Source organism: Candidatus Moraniibacteriota bacterium (genome assembly GCA_016699425.1).
In the GTDB taxonomy this organism is placed as follows: Bacteria; Patescibacteriota; Minisyncoccia; order Moranbacterales; family UBA1568; genus SSEF01.
On record CP064975.1, the window covers coordinates 547,468 to 566,844 of the forward strand.

19 protein-coding genes are annotated in these 19,377 nt (G+C 54.8%); all 19 read right to left on the bottom strand.

Going from position 1 to position 19,377, the window contains the following annotated elements; translation table 11 throughout:
- Positions 1-69: 69 nt before the first annotated feature.
- The 19 genes from IPJ68_02760 to IPJ68_02850 all read right to left on the bottom strand — a co-directional run bounded on the left by IPJ68_02760 (position 70) and on the right by IPJ68_02850 (position 19,222).
- Positions 70-783, bottom strand: coding sequence for a nucleotidyl transferase AbiEii/AbiGii toxin family protein (locus IPJ68_02760; GenBank protein QQR79170.1), 714 nt, complete (start codon positions 781-783; stop codon positions 70-72).
- Positions 767-1,345, bottom strand: coding sequence for a hypothetical protein (locus tag IPJ68_02765; protein ID QQR79171.1), 579 nt, complete (start codon positions 1,343-1,345; stop codon positions 767-769). Before IPJ68_02765 ends, IPJ68_02760 begins: the two co-directional genes overlap by 17 nt.
- Positions 1,346-1,666: 321 nt before the next feature.
- A complete protein-coding gene (locus tag IPJ68_02770) occupies positions 1,667-2,551 on the bottom strand; it encodes a hypothetical protein (protein QQR79172.1) in 885 nt (294 codons plus the stop codon).
- A gap of 14 nt (positions 2,552-2,565) precedes the next feature.
- The gene (locus tag IPJ68_02775; protein ID QQR79173.1) at positions 2,566-3,018 is read right to left on the bottom strand and encodes a signal peptidase I; all 453 of its coding nucleotides are present in this window, start codon (positions 3,016-3,018) and stop codon (positions 2,566-2,568) included.
- Positions 3,015-3,221, bottom strand: a complete 207-nt coding sequence (locus tag IPJ68_02780) for a S26 family signal peptidase (GenBank protein ID QQR79174.1) — start codon at positions 3,219-3,221, stop codon at positions 3,015-3,017. The genes IPJ68_02775 and IPJ68_02780 overlap by 4 nt, the downstream gene beginning before the upstream one ends.
- A gap of 15 nt (positions 3,222-3,236) precedes the next feature.
- The gene (locus tag IPJ68_02785; protein QQR79175.1) at positions 3,237-4,694 is read right to left on the bottom strand and encodes a DUF642 domain-containing protein; all 1,458 of its coding nucleotides are present in this window, start codon (positions 4,692-4,694) and stop codon (positions 3,237-3,239) included.
- 67 nt (positions 4,695-4,761) lie between these two features.
- Positions 4,762-6,087 carry a choice-of-anchor J domain-containing protein gene (locus tag IPJ68_02790; protein QQR79176.1) on the bottom strand — a complete coding sequence of 442 codons (1,326 nt, stop codon included), beginning with the start codon at positions 6,085-6,087 and terminating at the stop codon, positions 4,762-4,764.
- Between the two features lie 80 nt (positions 6,088-6,167).
- Complete coding sequence (locus IPJ68_02795; GenBank protein ID QQR79177.1) at positions 6,168-7,709, bottom strand: hypothetical protein; 1,542 nt, start codon at positions 7,707-7,709, stop codon at positions 6,168-6,170.
- A 768-nt stretch (positions 7,710-8,477) separates the two neighbouring features.
- On the bottom strand, positions 8,478-9,173 hold the full coding sequence (locus IPJ68_02800; GenBank protein QQR79178.1) for a nucleotidyl transferase AbiEii/AbiGii toxin family protein: 696 nt from the start codon (positions 9,171-9,173) through the stop codon (positions 8,478-8,480).
- Entirely contained in the window at positions 9,170-9,766 is a 597-nt protein-coding gene (locus IPJ68_02805) for a type IV toxin-antitoxin system AbiEi family antitoxin domain-containing protein (GenBank protein ID QQR79179.1), read from the bottom strand. Before IPJ68_02805 ends, IPJ68_02800 begins: the two co-directional genes overlap by 4 nt.
- A gap of 495 nt (positions 9,767-10,261) precedes the next feature.
- Positions 10,262-10,606 (bottom strand): hypothetical protein, encoded by a 345-nt coding sequence (locus tag IPJ68_02810; GenBank protein QQR79180.1) that lies wholly within the window; start codon positions 10,604-10,606, stop codon positions 10,262-10,264.
- A 105-nt stretch (positions 10,607-10,711) separates the two neighbouring features.
- Complete coding sequence (locus IPJ68_02815) at positions 10,712-11,587, bottom strand: Fic family protein (protein QQR79181.1); 876 nt, start codon at positions 11,585-11,587, stop codon at positions 10,712-10,714.
- Between the two features lie 115 nt (positions 11,588-11,702).
- Positions 11,703-12,632: a UDP-N-acetylmuramate dehydrogenase gene (gene murB, locus IPJ68_02820; GenBank protein QQR79182.1), complete on the bottom strand. Its 930-nt coding sequence runs from the start codon at positions 12,630-12,632 to the stop codon at positions 11,703-11,705.
- A 125-nt stretch (positions 12,633-12,757) separates the two neighbouring features.
- A complete protein-coding gene (gene murC, locus IPJ68_02825; GenBank protein QQR79183.1) occupies positions 12,758-14,185 on the bottom strand; it encodes a UDP-N-acetylmuramate--L-alanine ligase in 1,428 nt (475 codons plus the stop codon).
- Positions 14,186-14,202: 17 nt separating this feature from the next.
- On the bottom strand, positions 14,203-15,315 hold the full coding sequence (gene murG / locus IPJ68_02830) for an undecaprenyldiphospho-muramoylpentapeptide beta-N-acetylglucosaminyltransferase (GenBank protein QQR79184.1): 1,113 nt from the start codon (positions 15,313-15,315) through the stop codon (positions 14,203-14,205).
- Positions 15,316-15,484: 169 nt separating this feature from the next.
- On the bottom strand, positions 15,485-16,621 hold the full coding sequence (gene ftsW, locus IPJ68_02835; GenBank protein ID QQR79185.1) for a putative lipid II flippase FtsW: 1,137 nt from the start codon (positions 16,619-16,621) through the stop codon (positions 15,485-15,487).
- A complete protein-coding gene (gene trmD, locus IPJ68_02840) occupies positions 16,584-17,285 on the bottom strand; it encodes a tRNA (guanosine(37)-N1)-methyltransferase TrmD (protein QQR79186.1) in 702 nt (233 codons plus the stop codon). Before trmD ends, ftsW begins: the two co-directional genes overlap by 38 nt.
- Before the next feature lie 124 nt (positions 17,286-17,409).
- Entirely contained in the window at positions 17,410-18,198 is a 789-nt protein-coding gene (locus IPJ68_02845) for a hypothetical protein (GenBank protein QQR79187.1), read from the bottom strand.
- Between the two features lie 283 nt (positions 18,199-18,481).
- Positions 18,482-19,222, bottom strand: coding sequence for a hypothetical protein (locus IPJ68_02850; GenBank protein ID QQR79188.1), 741 nt, complete (start codon positions 19,220-19,222; stop codon positions 18,482-18,484).
- Positions 19,223-19,377 lie beyond the last annotated feature (155 nt).

Consider the following 19,377-nt stretch of genomic DNA (forward strand, 5'->3'; position numbering starts at 1 on the left):
GTAAATACCCGAGTGCTCTCGTGAAACCAATTTCTGCCCATCATACTGCCAATCCCCTGTAGGGTAAGACTATCTATCAACACGAGACGAAACCGCTCGAGCTCGGAGGAGAAATACGGTTTCCGCTTTGAGCTGATTTTTCACAAATGCTTTTTGCTGCTCATCAATCAGCTCGCCCAGACCCGCGAGCAGTGCGGTCTCTGGGATACGCTCGATGAAACTGGCACACGTTTCAAGATACTCCGGGACTGAAACGATAGCGTATGCCTTGAGTACCGCAGCATCGATATCCCACCCCTGCTTCAGAAAAAAATATACATCAAACAGATCACGAGCAGCAAATTTTTTCCGCTGTATCAGCGCTACAAGTTTCGCCGAGAGCATCGAAGTCTTCGTCATCACGAGCGCCGCTATCCCCAGATAACTTTTCATCTCATAGGTCGCACCGATGTTCCGCGTGTTGATTTCCACCTTGATCTGATGCTCCCCTGTACTGTATGAAAGAGCGAAGAAGATGGTGGCGAACTTCTGCTGTTCGTCTTTGATCTCACCGTAGCGCTCGAGAATCTGGCGAATCTTTCGAAAAATCAGCTCCCGGTTTTCGTTCGAATCATCAAGCAGATCAAAATCAAGATCCACCGAGAAACGAGGCAGCTCATAGAAGAGGAGAGCGGCGGTACCACCTTTGAATCCCAAAAAGGACGAAATAGACACATCAGAATAAATGTCTTTTAAGATCTGCGTCATGATAAGCTTATGCTTGGCACTATCGAGGGTGGGCATACTCTTGCATATATCTCTCCAAAACCTTTTCAAGTCTCTTACTCTTGTAGAGCGGTACGATCGTCTGACAACGTTTCCAGTCTATCCCACGGAGATTGTCGAAATAGTAATCCGGAAACAGATAGAGCCGATCGAGAAACGCCCGTTCCGGGATCGCCTCAGAGAAATATCCCCGATCCACTATCCCTGCCGGATTACCGAGAATGTCATCTCGCAGTTTTCGGTAGACGATTTTCTGACCAGCGACCACGATCTCGCGAGAGAGATAGCTCGCAATAAAAATGGAATCATAGTACTGGAAGGTGACACCCGCACGAGCCAGGACGGTCTCGAAACTCACGTATGCCGGGGTGGAGATGCGCACCGCCAGTTCGCACCGATCGTATGTTGCATCCTTTGCAAAGACCCCTCGACGCAAACGGATGAGCTTCCCCGTCCTGACATAGTACGCGAGCTTGGATTTGAGACTGTCCATCGACTTGGTACCACTGAGAAGAGCGATCTCTCGACTCGTGAAGACCGTTTGTTTGGACCCATAGAGAGCGACGAGAAACCCGTCCATAAGTATATAGCCTATAGGTAATAATTTTTCTTACCTTCAGTTTACTATAAACCTAGACATTGTCAAGCCCTCCCCACCGTCAAGCTACTCCCGCAGTACATACCAGCAATCACCACTCGCCAATACCCAAGCGTTCCCTTTCCCCGCCTCAGAACCTTGGGCGTCTCCGACCCCATCCGGGTTCCTTTGCCCGCCGCGAGTATGACGATTTGATTCATAGATTCAGCCGTTTCCGCTCAGTCAATCCTCGCTCAGTCCTCTCCCACAATACCGAAATCCTCCGCCGAACACAAACCCGTGTGGGTCCGGCGGAGGTTGGGGTTATTCTGTCGGGGTGGGCGCAGGTGGCGTAGTGACTGCATCAGGGGCCACCCCAGAACCCTGGGCTTCAGGCGATATCGGCGCTCCTTCGCTCGGTGTGGACGCTATGTTTGGGACTTCCGGCACGGTGACTGGATCGGTCGGAGGCGGAATCACGACGGCAGCGTCCGATGGTGTCGAGGGTATCTCGGGAGCTATTTCAGGAGCGATCTCAGGGATTGCCTCCGGCAGCAGCGGGACCGCAGTGTCTGATCCCCCGGTGATCGCGTCTATTTCCGGTGCTTGTATCGGTGCCGCAGCACCAGTCGACACGAGGGTCAAATCCGAAAATATGTCCGCATCATTCCAACCGATTCCGGGCGCGGGATAGGGCGCCTGCCACGCGGTGAAAGGAAAGTGAAGTGAACAGGACAGTCCAGCTGCGAGCACTGTGTCCGTCGGCAGTGAAACGATGAAGAGCCACGGTTCAGTCTCCCCCGCCGAGAGCAAACTTCCATCCACGAAGCCGAATCCGGCGACATTCCCTGCATACTTGGTCGAGCCATCTCGGAGGGCTGACAGCTGCAGCGCATCACAAAGCGCTGCATCCCCAGTCGCAGAGACCGTCGAACGATACAGAAGGGCACTCGTCCCCTGATTCTTCACCAGACCACCAAAATTGACACTCCCGCCAGACGGAAGCGCCGTGTCACCGGTCGGATTGGTCAGTGTGTCTTCGGTCGCCAGATCGATACTCCCCCCATGCAGGGTATTCCCCCCTGACTTGGCTTCACTGGTGAAGACTGACCAGGTATCATGCGTCACCACCACGGTGAACGCGAGACCGAGGAGCACAAACGCTCCCAGACGGATTCCTTTCTTGATGCTTGGTTTTCGGGCTTCCATACGCTCCTTGTAGACTAGACAATTTTCCGCCTCCGAACCGGCACCGGTGGTGGTGTGAATACCGGTCGGGATGGTTGCGGGCGAGCATTGGTACGCGGATCCGAAAAGGTCAAACGACGCGTCATGACTTTTTCTTCGACGTTCACTTCTGAATGCTCGACAGATTTCTTCCGCGCGAGCCGCCGGACCTCTTGGACGATCGACCAGGCCTCGCTGAGGATGATCAGGACCGCGGGCAAGACAATGAGCCAGATGAAACCGGACTTGGTCTGCGCATACGCGACTGGATAGCCGAGGTAAGGAATCGCGAAGTAAGTCTTGCCGACGATTTCTCGCGGTGTCACGGTCGTCGGATCCGACTCCTCATTAGCATCCCCCTTCGTCTGATACCGTAGTCCGGCCTCGGTGACCCGTTTGTCGACGATGCGGTGCGTGACGGACTGCTTGTCACTGGTCGCCACCGTCACGATGTCCCCACGCCATAGTCACTCGCCGCTCGAACCAGGATGAGGCTTCCCGTATGCAGCGTCGGTTCCATCGAACCCGAACGGACGACGAAGAGCTTCAGCATGTTCGGCAAGGGCAAGAAGGACGAAGCCATCACCAGGACGAAGACGATGACGACTCCCGCCATGACTCCCTGGAGGATGGTACCGAGTCGCTTCAGCATAGTGGACGGTGGAGATTAGGGCGCGAACGGTGTCGGATTATTGCGAATCTGTTCGACTTCGAACGAGACGTCCGCCTTGAAGACATCCGTCTGCGCTTCATTGCCGGTATCGACGGGCAGATCCCAACCAATACCGAAGTAGTACGTCGTCGAGCCGACCAGACGACCATCGGCGGCCAGCCCATTGCAGAGTCCGTAATTGGTGTGGCCATCAAGGACTGTACAGCTATGTGCACTGTATGCGGCTGCCAATCCCTGCCAGATATTGTGCGTTTCACTCGGCGTATTGATCTCTCCGGGTGTGACGAGCACCGGTTCGCCCTCCTGCTGGATATTGTCACCTTCGTCGACGTCGATGCCTTTGCCCTGGAAGCCAGGTGTCGCACCTTCATCCAACCAGATGAAAAAATTCAGATTCGAGCGCAAATCCCCGAGACCGAGTCCAGGTACTTGGCAGACACCGGGGCCTTCGGCGACTATTTCGGAACTGGTGCAAGTATTGTCATCATCCGCCGTCACCGTGACATTCATCCGGCCCCAAGCATCATTGTCATAAACATGGAGAGAAACCGTGTCTTCACCCACGTCTCCGGGCTTCACATCGGCAAAGTTGAAGAACTTGTGCGTCGGACCGAGGTCGGTAAGCGTCCAGGTACCATCACATGGCGTCCCGATCAGGTCACCACTGGCAGTCGCCGGACATGCGAGCTCGTGCACGTCGACCGCATCGAGGAAAGTCCCGAGCGAATTTTCTGTGCCGAGATCCGCGAATGAGATCTCAGTCGTGGCACCGGTCGCAAAGAAATCATACGTGTGTGGCGTCCAGGCGATTGCTCCCCCGCCCGCCGTGGACACTGTATCGAGCAGTACACCATTGGCCTTCACCTCTAGAACATTTTCACTCGCGGCCGTATTCGGTCGCGGTGAGTACTGGAATGAGAGCCGATACTTCTTGCCCGCAACCGTCGGGATAGACTGCTTGATGCGGATCGAGGCGGGTTCCCCGGTCTGCGGATCGCTCGGTCCTCCCCAGTCGCTATCGAGCTCCGTATACTGGTCTCCTTCAGCAGCAGCTCCGAGCACACCCTCATGGTATTCGATTTTGGCGAGCGCAGGTCGCCCACCACCGGATGTCACCCACTGTACATCCCAGGCCAAGCCGCCCGTACTATTGTCGAAGATCTGCCATTGATTCGGGTCCGTCACTTCGGGATTCTCGAACCCACCATTCGTAATCAGATTGCCACCTGTCGGCGTGCAGGTGCCCGGCAGCTGCCAGGTATTGCCATTTTCCCCCGGCGTACAGACGAGCCCATTGTAATGCGCTTCGCTGTCCACCTTCAGATCCAGCGCACCGGCGGTGAAGGTGTTGCCGACCGAGGTCTCGGTATCCGAGAAGAACGAATACGTCCCGCCCGCGACCGCCGCCACGGCGACGAGGATGATGAATGAACTTTTCGCGACTTTCCACATACTCTTTCTTTACGGATTATTCTTTCTGTTGGAGAGGAGCCTTTGCTCCGATGCTTGGACTGGAGGGTTACGGCGTGACACCGGTCACACTGATATTGTCGATATAGGCATGATTGGAAGCGTTTTGTCCGGCCATGGTGAAGCGGAACATCACGCTCGCCTTGTTGTCAGCCGCAGGCGAGAGGGAGAAGGTCTTGGTCGTCCAGGGGGTTTCGCCAGTAATGAACTCGAGGGTCGTCCAGGAACTCCCGCCATCGACTGAATATTCCACCTTCAACGTTTGCGGATCGACTGGCCCAGAGACATCATCCGTCTTGCGATCGTATTTCAGAGTGATGTCGTGGTAGCCGAGCGTGCTGAAGCTCGGGGTCGTGAGATCCTCGTTGTGATTGTTCGCGTTGCTGCTGCCGTCGAGGTCGGCATTCTTGGTACACGCCTCGACTGAGTCGCTCTGACCACCCCGATGCTTCCACTTCTTGCGCCAGCAAGTGTTGTATCCCTGATCGCCCGGCTTGGAGCAGTCGCTGAAATCTTCGGCAAAGAGGGTCGAAGTCGTCGGCGGCGCAGGCGGTTCTTCGGTACTCCCACCACACTGGAAGGAATTGTTGCGCGCCTGCGCCACACTGAAGGAAACATCCGCGGTGATTCCATCGCTCTGCACGATGTTTCCGACCGCCGCGCCATCACAGGCGAAGCCCGTCCCACGCACGAGCGGCCCATTGGTACTCCCTGCCAGTTTGCCTTTGCCATCCTGCGCTTTCGGTGTCGCCGCCAAGGTGCCGAAACACCAGGCCTTGCCGATATACTTGGTCACTTCCGGCACCAAAGGACCCGATCCGCCCCAGATATTGTGACTGGCATCCGCGATCGGCCAATTGCTCCCATCAAAGATATCCTTCACCAGGCCTTGTTTGAAAATCGATTCGCCTGTCTCATACACATTGTCCCCATCGTCCGCCCAGAAAGAGAAGTACAAATGGTTCTGCAGTTCGCCATCATTCGTTCCAGTCGTCGGATCGACGGCGACTTCCGGCTCAGGCTGGCCGTTCTCGGGCGTCCCGGTCAAGTTGACCGCCATGCAGGTCCAGGCTTTGTTGTTCTTCACATGGAGCGATATAGTGTCTTCGCCGATGTCCCCTGGTTTCACGTCTAAAAAGTTGAAGAACAGTTTGCCCGCGAGCTTGCCCAATTGCCACGAGGTCGCCGGGCTGGCCACCAATTTCCCATCGTCATCGGTGACATAGGACTCATTGTCCACCTTCAGCTCGATCACACCCGAGGCGAACGTATTGCCCACCGACGATTCCTGATCGACGAAGAAAGAATATGTCCCGGCACCGGCAGCCGCTGCTACCACGAGTACTGTGAAGAGTCCTTTGGTTATCTTCCACATATACGGCGACGTTATAAGTTATCGTGTTTTCCCTCCCTCGCACCACCCAATTGGTGATGCGAAGTGAGGAAATCACGAGACTAGTTCTCGAAGTCAGTTACTTCGCCGTCAAATTCAATCCAATCGACGAAACTGGTCTCACCAATCGGTCCAGGATGTCCGACGCGGACACCAAAGAATGAGTCAGTCGAGCGCGTTTCGGCATTTGGATAGTTGGCCAATACATCAGCCCACGTACGCGAAGTAGTACCAGGAGTTGTTCCGGTAATATCCACCAAACCCACTGGCCAGGTCGGACCAGAGTAGGTCCAATTACCCGCCAAGGCGTCTACCGTCGTCCAGGTATTCACAGCCACGCCGGTCGGCACCTGCACCAAGCGACGCTGCCACGTATCGCTGTTATTGAAGTCAACATTGAAGTGGAGGTAAGGCGTCTGTGAAGAAGCCGAGGCATCATAGATCCGATACTTCAAAGATCCGATGTCCGACAGTTTCACGTCCTTGTACTTGTAGGTCGCGATGTTGTAGCGGGGATTGCCGATGTTAGTTCCGATGTAGAGCGGATCGGTGCCGTTATCGAGCACAAAGCGTGCTGCACCAACAGTATCCGGACCAGCGACAATTTCATTTGCACCACCAGTACCTGCAAACTGGTTTGTGGTCATGATGAACGCTGCGTCATTCGAATCATTGTGAAAGAGCCAGCTGTTCGGAGCGGCGATGAGCTCCGGAAGGCTCTCGGCCAAGTCGCCCTGGCGCACGACACGTGAACAGGAGAAATTCGGATTATTGCGCGCCTGCTCCACTCGGAAGGCAACATTCGCCACAAGCGAGTCTGTCTGAGCGACATTGCCCATGGTCGAGCCATCACAAGTAATGACACCAGCTGCAGCCGTCATATTGCCTGCACACCAGGCGAGACCAATATAGCTCGTACTGCCACCAGCGAGTGCGCCAGTCCCAGCATCTGCCAGCCGATATGTCCGGCCGCCGAGCACATCGCTCGCAGAACCGACACCATTCGAGAAGAGCGGCAACTCATTGGCTTGCCAAATATTGTCTCCCTCAGCAGTATCAACATTTGACCCCTGAAGACCCGGCGTCGTACCCGTGTCTGCCCATGCGAAGAAGTTCAGGTTCTGCGCGAGCTCGCCATCGAAGTTATTGCCCGCGTTCTCGACCGCGTCCCCGGCGTCCGTCTCCGGATCAACTGTACTGACATCATCATTCTTCGTGATATCGATATCCACACACGCGAAGGCATCATTGGAATCGACATGAAGCGAGATGGTATCCTCACCACTATCTCCCGGTTTCACATCAGCAAAGTTGAAAAACTTTTGTGCACCGAGGTTGGTCGCTGCCCATGTACCGTCACACGCACTCCCGATAACCGGGTACTGAGGGACAGTAGCTGTTGCGCTTGGTTCAAGCTGCCACAAGCCCGCAACACAGACGGCATTGTTATAGTGCTGCTGACTATCGACGGTTAGGTCAATCGCGCCGGCGGTGAAGGTATTGCCGGTCGATGTCTCGGTATCCGAAAAGAACGAGTAGGTCGCACCACCCACGGCGACGGCCACCGCGAGCGCCACGAGGCCACTCTTCCAAATCTTTTGCATAGGTTTGGTGTTATGGTTTATGCTGCTCCGCTCGATCCCGGCCTCCGCTGCACATCGACCCATCCGCTGCTCCAGTACAGTACCGAAAGCCAGAGGATCCACGCAGTTCTCTCGCACAGCTTCCGGAGTAACCCGAAATCGGCTCGAGAGAATGAGGGAACGGAATTTGAGAGAAGCAGATTTCGCTATTTATGACTTCGACGACTCGCACTCGACCTGTGCTTTGATGTTGCAATTGATAAACGACAAGCGCCCTCCTCGCTCCTATCGTTGCTTTTTTATTTTTTTTCTTCTCCTCGAAAGTTTTGTCGAGTTGAGAAATATGTTTGCCCTCCCACAAACACTCATTGTTTCAACAATAGAGCCGATTGAAAATAAGTCAAGCAAATAAAAAATTTTCAGAACCAAACAATGTGCGACAAACAAAAAATGCGGAGACGCCAGACGTACTAGCCTCTCCGCAAAACGGCCTTGTGTCCTCAGGGAGGGAGGACGTGCACTCGGCCGAAGTCAGAAAGTTGAGAGTGAGGGCATCTAGGAGAGTGCTCATTCCAACACATCCCGACGGGACCGAGGTTTCGGTTCCCATTTTTCGGGATACTGGTCAAACGGTCGATACACCGTGAACCTCACCGGTTCAGGTTCAGGCGTGGCCTCGCTCCAGAGAAATTCTGTACTCAGGTCCACCGGAAAACCACAACGTTACAATCACCACCGCTATGGTAATCTCACACGCACGCTCTGCAATACGGGAAAATTTTCGGAATATCATTTCTCACTCTCTCCCAGAGTTCTCAACAAGAATATTGTCTCGGTTCGTAACTTTGCGCGTGCCCAATCTTTCTGTGATTCCGTCAGTAATTCCCCGAGTCCATCGAGAACATGCCGATCACTCATTTTCTCTAACTGTTCCACACACAGCGCCACAAGTCCTGCAAATGACATGCCCGAACGAGATTCAACAATCGCCTTATTAATCGGCCAATGATTTTTCGCAAAGAAATAGACATCAAATATATCTCGACTCGTTTTACCAACACGTTCATACATCGCCATCAATTTATGCGCAAACATATCTTCTTGTGCCATGACCAGCAGTGAGATACCCAGTATCGTTTTTACCTCATACCGGGAACCGAAATTTCTGCGATTGACCTCAATCTTGATATGCTGAGACTGTTTGTTGTATGAAATCACGGAAATGAGATTGAAACGCTTGTTTCGAGAATCAATCATCACCCCATAATTTCTGGCAATAGTGTTTATTCCCTCGAACACTGACTGTTCTTTAGTTTCATCCAAAAGATCGAAGTCCAAATCGACTGAATGACGATTCAATCCATAGAATAACAAAGCGGCTGTACCGCCCTTAAAGCCGAGGAATGGAGCCAGTGTTGTATCGGAGTAAATGTCTTTTAAAATCTGTAACAATATACTCCTGTGCTTCGAATAGTCCAATGTCATACGTTTCCTCGATAATGCTCGAAATATTGTTGTACTTTTTTCTCCATTTGTTTGTTATGATATATTGGCAAAATTTCAAATACTTTGTCCCAGTCCAATACGTCCAAATGATCGAAATGATAGTCTTTGCTCACACAAACTCGATCCAGAAAAGCGCGCTCTTTCGTCGCGACGGAGTACCCTTCCGAATGATTGATACCAGCTGGGTTGCTCAAAATATCTGTTTTCATCCGCACAAAAGAAATTTTTTGTCTATCGACGACCAGTTCTCTCGAGACATATGACGCGACAAAAATATTCCCATAATACTGAAAATTCACTCCAGTACGAGTCAATACGGTCTCGAAGCTGATGTAGGATGGGGTATATATCCGAGTCGCCAACTCAAAACGATTATACTCTCTGTCCTTCGCATAGACACCACGATGGATGCGGACCAACTTTCCCGCCTTCGCATATTTACTCAATCGAACACACAGTGCATTTTCTGCTGCTTCACCCCACAACAAAGCAATATCTCTCGTGGTAAAGACCGTTTTCGGAGAGCGAAGCAATGCTTCCAGGTATTCCCCTTTTTCTGGCTTTCTATTCATATATGCACTGTATATTACCTTAAAACTCACTTGCAGTTCAATTATACACTAATATGGTAGTATTTGCAAGTGAAATAGTTCCTCGTTCACTATTGGTCTTTCATAAAGAAATCTTTTCCTTTTCTATCATGCAACGGAGGTAGTCTCCCGCACACGAGCGTGGATATGGGAAAGTTTTCGGAAGTTTATAATAGGATCGTTTGCCATTGGTGACTTTTCTGCGATTGCGAGAGCTTCGCACCCCGCTATAGCCCAGATACCCGAGACACGATGCGAGCGTCAGTCCCGAAATAATGAGTCCGACAGAGAACCAGCGCTGTGGCGTGGACTCGATAGTCAATTTGATGTTGTATCAGCCATCGTCATCTGTGGCTAGAAAAAAAGCGGAGACGCCAGGCGTACTGGCTTCTCCGCAAAACGGACCAATAGTCCCAGGAGCAGGACGTGTTGGCCGAGGTCAGACTGTGGTGTCCAGCGGAAGGCGGCTCAGGTGAACTACGCGAACAGGCTCAGCTGCCAACCACTGTAGTCAGTGTCGCCCTGTTGCCGCCAATTGTCAACCGCATCATCTTGGCCCATCTGCGCTGACCACTGCAACGCCGCGTCTCCATGTTCGGAGACAGAGAACGGCGCCGAACCGTCGGTGAAAAGCAGTCCCTGGTGCAACGGAATCGCACTCGCCAGAGCGCACTCGGCCGAACAACAGTCGCCATTCATGTTGGCATCCCGCTCGGCCCGAGTCATCGAGAACCCGCAGACAGGACACGTCACGGTCGTGGGCAGATCATTCTCGACCGTATCCGTCGGGTCATCCAAATCAACTGGTTGAGTTTCTATCACAATTGCCTCCATTCGGTAAGGTACAGGAGAAAACCAAAAACTACACCCCAGTTTACTCCACGGGGCCTCAGGCTGTCTACTGCCGGAGCAGACCCGTCCGCTCATCTACTCACAACCGATCTTCCACACTCCCTTTTCGCGAAAAGCAGGGATATTTTGACGCCGTGCGGCATTCGATACCGCCGAAACCGATTTCCCCTGCTGCTTCGCATACACAGCGAGTGAGACGATCGGTTTCCCTTGCAAGTACGTGATCCGTTTATGAAGCGACTCTATCAACGCGAGCGAGAGCACCTTTTCCATCGTCTTCGTAATCTTTCGATCACGGTAATCAGCGAACGCCTGATAATACATATCCTTTTCCTTGTCTCGAATGATAATAATCGGAAAGCCGAGACGCAGGAGCTGATAGGAGATGAGCACCCGACCGATCCGCCCGTTACCATCACAGAAAGGATGGATATTCTCGAAATCCAGATGGAAGCGAGCGATCTGGTCCAGAAAATAGGCACTCTGGTTGCTGCCCCGTTCTGTGATGAGCGACGCGACGAGCGACTGGACATGCTCGGGGGCTGGGGCGACATGTGTCCCCACACGGACATATTCCCCCCTCGTACGGAACCGGCCAGCGATGTCATCACGAATCCCGCCGATAAGCATCTGGTGCAAGAGGAGCATCAGGTCTTCATCCACTTCCTTCGCCTGCGATTTCTCACGGATGTAATTGACAACCCGGGCCAAATTTTTTGCCTCAAATACTTCCCGGACCGAAACATCGCGCGAAACAGCAACATCGAGCAGGATTTTTTCGGTCTCCCGAAGAGTAAGCGTTGAATTCTCGATCGCATTCGAATTATAGACACTCTCTGGAATTTCCGCCTCATCCAATAAAATAAGGAGCGATTCCTTCCCCTTCTTGAGCGTATCAAACTCTCGCTTGAGCGATTGGATGCGATCACGGATCGGCTTCGTTGTAGCCATAATTATTAGTGAATATTACTCAAATATGATAGCATATTCACGCTTTTTGGTCAATATTGCGTGAATTCGGCCAAGAAAATGACTTCGATTCACGCTTTTTTCGAGGTGGATCAATTCAGAACCCAACGAGCTGGACTTCCTCGCGAAGCTGGATACCGAGCTGGTCGCGGACACGCTGCTTCACGACGGAAGCGAGCATGATGACGTCCTCGGCTGTGGCGGTACCGGTGTTCACGATATAGTTTGGGTGTTGGGGGCTGACCTGGGCGCCACCGATACGCTTGCCGCGGAGCCCTGCATGGTCGATGAGCCAACCGGCTGGCAGTTTGCCATCTTTGGGGACCTTGGCCGTGTCGTGGGCGAATTCCTCGCGGAGTTGCTCATCCGAAACGAGTGGATTCATGAAAAACGATCCCGCACAACGCGCGCTTTGCGGATGCTTGGCTTCACGGACCGAAATTGTCTCCTCGGCGATCCGACCGAGTTCGGCGGCATTCCATTCCTCAAGCCGCAAGGTCGCCGAGAGGATGACGATCTCGGGATGTGTTTTGAAATAGCTTTGCCGATACCCGAAGTCGCATTGCTTCATCGAAAATTCTCGGAGCATCTTGGCTTGACGGTCATACACTTTCACCGAGAGGACACTGTCCCGGATCTCGGCTCCGAACGCGCCCGCATTGCCGCGGATGGCCCCACCGAGTGAACCTGGGATACCCGCGAGCCGTTCCAATCCGGCAAGGCCATGGCTGATCGCGAGCCGGACGATACTGAGGAGCGGTGCCCCCGCATCGGCGATGATGTCGTGACCACTGACCCGCGCCGAAGCATTGGCGACCCGGATGACCAGCCCCCGGAAACCATGATCCGCGATGAGGAGATTGCTCCCACCAGAAAATACGAAGGTCTTCAGGGAATTGTCAGCAGCGTACTCGAGCGCTTCGATGAGCTCCGCCACGGTCGTCACGGACGCGAAGAAATCGGCCGGTCCACCGATCCGAAAAGTCGAAAATGGGGCGAGAGGGACATCTCTCTCTACGGTGAGCATAACAACGCAGCCCAGAACGGATTAGGAGAGCGGACCAGGCATCGGGATTGCCATCATGAGAAGAAAAGCACTACAACACAAAGCAGCAACGAAAACCCCGGCGATGAGCACGATGAGTTTTTTCTTCATAGCGTTTTGTTCTTGCGATTTGTCTTTGATGCCGCGAGGATGGTCTCGGCGACTTGCCAGACATCACCCGCACCCATGGTTATGATAACATCGTTCGGCTGCATATCGCGAGCAATTTCCGCCGCGAGGACCGCCCGATCGGGCGCATAGGCCGCCTTGTCCGGCGTGTAGTGATTGATCCGATCAACGAGCTCGCGAGCTGACACACCACCCTGAACTTCGCGCGCACTGCCATAGATGTCGAGGATGACGACACCATCGGCGAGTTCGAAACTCGTCGCGAATTCCTCGAGGAGTGCCTTGGTCCGACTGAAGGTATGCGGATGAAAGACGACAAAGAGTCGCCGAGTGGGATAGAGGTCACGGAAGGCCACGAGCGTCGCTTGAATTTCGGCCGGGTGATGCGCATAGTCGTCATAGACGAGGGCACCGCGCCGTTCACCGAGGTATTCGAACCGTCGCTTCGTCCCCGTGAAGGCCGCGATCCCCTGCTGAACCGCCAAACGATCGAGTTTCAGGTGGAGGGTCACCGCGATGACCGCGAGCGCATTTTCGACATTGTGCCGACCGGCGAGACGGAGTCGATACGGACCCAGACGCTCCCCGTGATACTCGACCGAGAATTCCTGGAGCACGCCATCCATCCGTTCTGCTTCGGGCACGACGCGGTACTCGACCGCGCGAACCATGTTCGTCGGGAGAAATCCATACGTGTAGCGGGTCGCGGCCACATCGCGCGAGAGGAATTCTGCCCGGGCCTGATCACCAGCGATGACCGCAAAGCCGTGACGTGGAATCCGAGCGAGAAAATCCGCGAACACGGCTTCATACGCTGCGACCGTCGGAAAGTAATCCGGATGATCCCAATCGACGCTCGTCAAGATAGCACCGAGCGGCTGGTAGAGGGCGAGCTTGTTCTGGTACTCATCCGCCTCGATGACAAAGTAGGGGCCCTGGCCCACGAGCGCGCTGCCGCCCCAGCTACGGATTTCACTCCCGATGACCGCTGACGGATCGACACCTGCGGCGCGAAGTACATCCGCGAGGAGCGCCGAAGTTGTCGTCTTGCCGTGGGTACCGCAGACCGCGATGGTCATCTTCTCCTGAGTCAGCGCACCGATCGCTTCGGGATAGGTCAGGACTGGCCGACCAGACTCCAGTGCAGCTTTCAGTTCCGGGTTGGTCTCCGGCGTATACGCAGTCGAATAGACAAACACTTCGGCAGTCGTTGGGAGATTGGCCGGGGCAAATGGCGTCATGACCGTCACCTGCAACCGCTTCAAAATAGCGTCGGTGTAAAAGACTTCAGCCGTGTCGGAGCCCGTCACTCGAGCGCCTCGACCGATGAGGAGTTCGGCGAGTGCCGTCATCCCCGCGCCCTTGATGCCGATCAGGTGCCAGCGTTTGAAATCCGAAAACACCATACAGGGAAAACTATTGGCTAGTAGAGCGTCATGAGTCCACGGGCGATTGCCTGGGCTGCATTGGGGTGATAGTAATACTTCTGGAGCGCTTCACCCATCGCGTGTGCCCGATCCGGGTGATTCACGACGTCCGCGATCACTTCCATCAGGATATGACTGCCGAGATTGGCTTCCTCGATGACGACCGCGCCGCCGCGCCGAGCGATCTCATAGGCGTTCTCTCGCTGCTCATTGTTCGCCGCGGTCGACAAGGGCACGAGGATAGCAGGCTTGGCCAAGGCGGCGAGCTCGGCGATGGTCGAGGCACCGGCGCGCGAAATGACGACCGTCGCGAGGGCATAAACATCGGCCAGTTCCGCTGCTGGAAGAAACGGCAGCGCGATATAGCCCTGTCCGGCTTCGAGCCCGAGCACTTGAGCATCGGCCTGCACTTTCATAAGATTGCGCCGCCCGGTGAGATGCATCACCTGATAGCCCGCCGCGAGGAGATCCGGCAGAATACGAACGACGCTCTTGTTCAAGACCTCGGCACCGAGACTGCCACCGATGACGGCGATGATCGGTCGCTCGACGGTGAAGCCGAGATTGGTCCTGCCGCGTTCGGCATCACCAGCGAGGATTTCTTCACGGATCGGATTGCCAGTCAGGGCGATCTTGTTGGCGGGGAAGAAACGCCGGGCCCGCTCATAGGCGATCGCGATACGTGACGCATAACGCGCGACCGTCCGATTGGCCCGACCAGCGACTGCGTCCGAATCATGGATGAGGATCGGGATACGGTACAGCCAAGCCGCAAACGCGATGGGTACGGACGCAGCGCCCCCCTTGGAAAAGACAACATCCGGCATGAACCAGAGCAAATGCCAGAGTGCCTGCCCGAAAGCCGCCGGGAGCTTGAACAGATCGACGAAATTTTGCAGCGAAAAATAACGCCGCCACTTGGCCGTCGGAATAAACTTGCAAGGTATCCCGGCTTCCTCCATCGCGGTCGCTTCGAACTCGCCGCGCGAACCAATGAAGAGGAACTCGACATCGCCCTTGGTCTCTTTCACCAAAGCGCGCGCCACCGCAATCAGCGGAAACGTATGACCGCCGGATAGTCCGCCCGTGAGTACGACTCGTTTCGCCATATGTATTGGTGCCTATCTTAATCTCCGTATCGGCTACAAAACCGTTCCTTGAGCTGCAAAAATCCTGAGTCTCGTCATGTTACCTCGATTTGGTAGCCTTCCTCGCCTCATGCTTTTTTCGCACGCAAGGAACTGTTTTTCGCGGCGAAAGAGAGAATAAGGTAGGCACCTATGCTTTCAGTGTAGAGTGCCGGGATATATTCAGCAAGACACCGACCGCACCCATGAGGACCGCGAGCGAAGTCCCGCCGAAACTGATAAATGGCAGCGGGATGCCGGTCAGTGGGATGAGACCCGTGATAGCCGCGATATTGATGAAGGCCTGGCACGTGACCCAGGCCGTGATACCGACCGCGAGCAGCTGTCCGAACATGTCTGGCGCCCGTACCGCGATGCGGATCCCACGCCAGAGGAAGAAGAGGAAGAGCGCCACGACTACCGCTCCACCGAGGAGGCCCGTCTCTTCCGCCAAGACAGCGTAGATCGAGTCCGTCACCGGCTCGGGCAGGTAGTTGAACTTCTGCCGGCTGTGACCCAAGCCCACGCCGAACCAGCCCCCGGTTCCAATCGCGAGAAACGCCTGTGTCATCTGATAGCCCGCCCCGAGCGGATCATGTTCGGGATTGAGGAAGACGAGGAAGCGTTCCATCCGGTACGGCGCGATCTTGATGAGGACAAAAAGCGAGGCGAAGGCCAAACCGATGAGACCCACGATATGCCGCAAACTCGCCCCTGAAGCAAAAAAGATCGAAAGCGCAATACAGAATATGAGACCAAGCGTCCCGGTGTCCGGCTGCTTGATGATGAGAAAGCCGACGAGCGACAAGACGACGAGGAATGGGACGAATCCCTCGTAAAAGTCCTCGGCGGTCCGAGCGCCACGCCGCGACAGCCACGCCGCGAGGTAAAAGATGATCGCGATCTTCATGATTTCGGACGGCTGAAAGGAGAATGGTCCGAGATCGACCCAGCGGGCAGCTCCATAGACCGAGGTCCCAAAGCCCGGAATGAACACGAGGATGAGCAAGATGAGTGCGAGGATGAACAGTGGGACGACGAATCGGCGCCAGACCGCGTACGGGATGCGTTCGGCGATGAGAAGGAGGACGGTCCCGACACCCAGACCGAGGAGCTGCTCCTTGAAGAAATAGTACGGGTCACCGAAACGGATATTGCCGTACGAGACACCCGCGGAGGCGATCGTAAGGAGGCCGAGGCCGATGAGCGTGAAGACTGAGAGCTTCAGCCAGCGATCGCTCGGTCCGGCGTTATTCCGGAAGAGGGACCACCGGGATGGCTGTTTCATAACGTTGTTTGGTTTGGTATTGGGATTGTGCTTGGCGCCACGCGGCGATCTCGGCATGATGACCAGACAAGAGCACAGATGGGACCGCCCAACCGCGATAGGTTTCTGGTTTGGTGTATTGCGGGAACTCCACGTTTTCTCCATCAGCAAACGACTCGCCCCGAGCACTCTCTTCATTTCCGAGGACACCCGGGAGGAGCCGCGCGACGGCATCGACGACGATCATCGCCGCTAGCTCTCCGCCGGTCAAGACGAAAGACCCGAGAGACAGCTCTTCATCGACGAGATGCTCCGCGACGCGTTCATCGACACCTTCGTACCGGCCGCATAAGAGGACGAGCCGCTCACATCCGGCGAGCTCGCGCGCTTTCGCCTGATCAAACGGCCGACCCTTGGCCGAGAGGAGGATGATGCGCGTGCCAACCGTCTTGGGCACTGCCTGAATCGACTGGAGCGCCCGATCAAACGGCTCCACCGCCATCACCATCCCTGCTCCACCGCCATACGGCGTATCATCGACTTTGCCATGCTTGTCGGTCGTGAAGACGCGGACATCGTGCGTCCGGATCGAAATGTGTCCAGCGTCCTGAGCGCGCTTCAAAATTGAGGCCTGAAAATAGCTCTCGAACGCTTCAGGAAAAATAGAGAGAATATCGAATTGCATAGCAAAAAATACTAAGTACCCCTCATACTATCATGGTCGCCCTCAGACAAAAAGAACGCCGGAAATCCAAGATTCTGGACTCCGGCGAACTGCAATAAGGCTGAGGGGCGGGGTGAGTCGACGACTACCCGCAGTCCCACGGGCGCTCCGCGAGATGCTGTTCATACTTCTCTAACGTCGGGGCATTGCGGGTGGTTACGGTCCGGTGCGTCTCGGGTAATACCTGGTAACCGACGATCTCATACATGAGCACAGTGCGCGGCATTGGTTCAAACTCGCCTGGCTGTGGCGTACGGAGTCGATAGAAGATACGGAGCGGTTGACCGGAAACACCCCAGATCGGATAACGCTTGGCAGCTCCGAACGGGATGAAACAGGAGAGTATTTCCTTTTTGTGAGTTTCTGGATTATCCCTCACCACGTAGATATTGAATCCCTTCTTCTGAGTGTTCCAGTCATCACCAGCTGGATAGCTGATGTAACCGTCGAGGCAGTGATTCACCGGCTGGGTGAGTTCTAGCCAGATCCCCCACTCGGTCTCAAAGCGCTGGCCACGGCCATGCTGCAGCCACCAGCCCGCAAAGAGTTCGGTCAATCCGATGCCCGACCAGGCCCACAGCTCCCGTATATCGAGCCCGAACCACCACGTCAGGTTGATGATCACCGGGACGAGGACCCAACCCACTTGATCCCAGCGACGGTTCAGATACTGGACGAACAGCGGCGGAATAGCGCGCGCGCCGACATCGGTCTTCCGGCGCTCTTCATACAGCATGAGCATATCCCGCAATCGGGAAAGACCGAAACCTGACCAAGTGAACCACAGGCCAAGAATAACGGAGGCAAGGAAAACAAATGTCCCCTGCATGATTTCCGCGCCGAAAAAGGCGAAGAGAAGCGAGAGATAATCCATGTGCGGATCCTTTGTGAGTGAGCGTCGATTATGTGACGCAGGGTGAATTGGGAAGGGACGAAATCTTTCAAACATCAGTGTCATCAAATCAGCACTGACACCGACACGCGACCCAAAAACTCCAGTCGAGTGCCCATCAACATACCACAACTCGTCTGCTATGTAAAGAAAGAGCCGGAGTATCCAGGGGTGCTGGACTCCGGCGAAGGAACGAAACGGCGGGCCTACGCTGTTCAGTTTGTTTCATCTATTCCTGTCGGCTCACCTGGTGGTCGCTGAGCCACTACAGTCTCGCCGCTTCCGCGTCTGGACTGACGGGTTGAGACTGCGCCAGCGCCTCGACTCTGAGGATGACGCCACTGACAGCCTCGGGCAACTCGTCGATCAGCGAGCCATCATCATCTCGCGTTTCACGCGGGCGATAGATAATCCGGACCAGCTGATCAGACCCGAAATACCGGACCGCGTAATCAGCATCAGATTCGGAGTAGACAAAGAGCCTGTGGGTCCACACTATTCGGCCATCGGCTATCACCTTGAAGGTGATTTGCCGTCCATAATAAGTGCGTTCAAACGGCGCTGTCTGATCGGTGATCCTCCCTTCGAGGACACGGTTTGCTGCTTCCGTTAGCTGCTCATACCTGAGCCAATCGGATGTCAGTCGTACACGCCGCTGCCGCCGAAGCCACAGACCGAGCCAGACCTCGGCACCGAGGATGAGAAACCACCAGATGTTCAGGAAGCGTTCTTCAGGCGGGAAGAGAGACCACAGACCCATATTGACGAGCAGCGGCACGAGGAACCACCCCCATACCCGCCAAACAATACCTTCGTAATACCGGACGAACTGCGGCGGCGGGATGATGGCTCCAACAACTGAATGCCGCTGAACCGCATACACCGCACACCAACCACAGAGTGTCGCCGTTTTGACGGGTTGAAGCACGTAGACGAAACCGAGAAACACCGAGATGCCGAGAAAAACAGCGGTGTGAAACAACGGAGAAGCCCATACTTCATTCATAGCTAATCCTTTCAGAAGAAGCGCTAGTGGCGCGAGAGAGTGGGAAAGAACCGTACTGCCAATTATTCCGATAGCAGTGAAAAAGGGATAGGGCACACGCGGCATGTCATATCCCCTTTTCACTACTGGGAAGCCTCCAGCTTCCCACGATACCA